The sequence below is a fragment of the Mesorhizobium sp. M7A.F.Ca.US.002.01.1.1 genome, assembly GCF_004022955.1.
Classification (GTDB): domain Bacteria; phylum Pseudomonadota; class Alphaproteobacteria; order Rhizobiales; family Rhizobiaceae; genus Mesorhizobium; species Mesorhizobium ciceri.
In genome coordinates, this window is sequence record NZ_RZQE01000975.1 from 1 (window position 1) to 844 (window position 844).

An 844-nucleotide genomic window follows, 5' to 3' on the forward strand; every position below is an offset into this window, starting at 1 on the left:
CCGTCCACCCCAGCCTCGAATTCCTGGTAAGGCCATGGCTTTGGCCGACGCTGCCGGATTTTCTCAAGATGGCCGCCTGCGGCTTCGTCGCCTCCGCCGGCATGATCCTGCTGTCGCAGGCTTACCGGATGGCGCCGGCCAACCGCGTTGCCACTTTCGAATATACCGGCATCCTGTGGTCGCCGCTGTGGGGTTTCCTGTTCTTCGCCGAGGTGCCGCGGTCGACGACCGTGATCGGTGCCGCCTTGATCATCGGCGCCGGCCTGCTGGCGCTCAACACCGAACGGCGCAAGAATGTTCCACCCGTGCTCGCTGCCGCCGACCCAGCCTGATCAGGCGAAGCAGATCAGCGCCCGTTCGACACGCGAGCGGATTTCAGCCAGCGTGAAGGGCTTCTGCACGACATCGAGGATGATGCCGTTCAATTCCTCGGCGCGCTCGCGCTGGTCGGCATAGCCGGTCATCAGCACGATCTTGATGGCGGGAAACAATGCTGCCGCCGCTATCGCCATCTCGATGCCGTCCATCTCCGGCATGCGGATATCGGAGACGACGAGATCATAGCCGCCACGCGCGGCCTGGATCAGCGCAAGCCCCTGCGCGCCATCCGCAGCGATATCGATTGTGTGCCCGGCGCGTTCAAGCGCGCGGGCGGCCAGGGTGCGGACGGACTCATCGTCCTCGACGATCAGAAGCTTTGCCATGGCCGGCATATTTGGCCGCCAAAAGTTGACTTTTCCTGAAAGCGCTGAGGATCAGCAAACCTTTTTGCTGCCGCTCAGGCATCCCCTTTGACGACACCGACAAAGGGCAACTCGCGAAAGGCATGGGCTACATCCATGCC

The 844-nt window shown here is 62.9% G+C and carries 2 protein-coding genes and 1 pseudogene; 1 reads left to right on the forward strand and 2 read right to left on the reverse strand.

Going from position 1 to position 844, the window contains the following annotated elements:
- Nucleotides 1-332: DMT family transporter (locus EN932_RS37160; RefSeq protein ID WP_164890897.1), on the forward strand; the 332-nt coding region annotated here is incomplete at its 5' end.
- Here the strand turns inward: EN932_RS37160 and EN932_RS37165 are convergent.
- Together EN932_RS37165 and EN932_RS39420 are read right to left on the reverse strand one after the other, a co-directional pair.
- Nucleotides 333-704 (reverse strand): response regulator, encoded by a 372-nt coding sequence (locus tag EN932_RS37165; RefSeq protein WP_024503765.1) that lies wholly within the window; start codon nucleotides 702-704, stop codon nucleotides 333-335.
- Between the two features lie 74 nt (nucleotides 705-778).
- Nucleotides 779-844, reverse strand: a pseudogene (locus tag EN932_RS39420) (hypoxanthine phosphoribosyltransferase); the annotation flags it as partial.

Bases quoted from the DNA above. Each gene is read 5' to 3' on its own strand.
- EN932_RS37165 (WP_024503765.1), bottom strand. From the start codon at position 704: ATGGCAAAGCTTCTGATCGTCGAGGACGATGAGTCCGTCCGCACCCTG.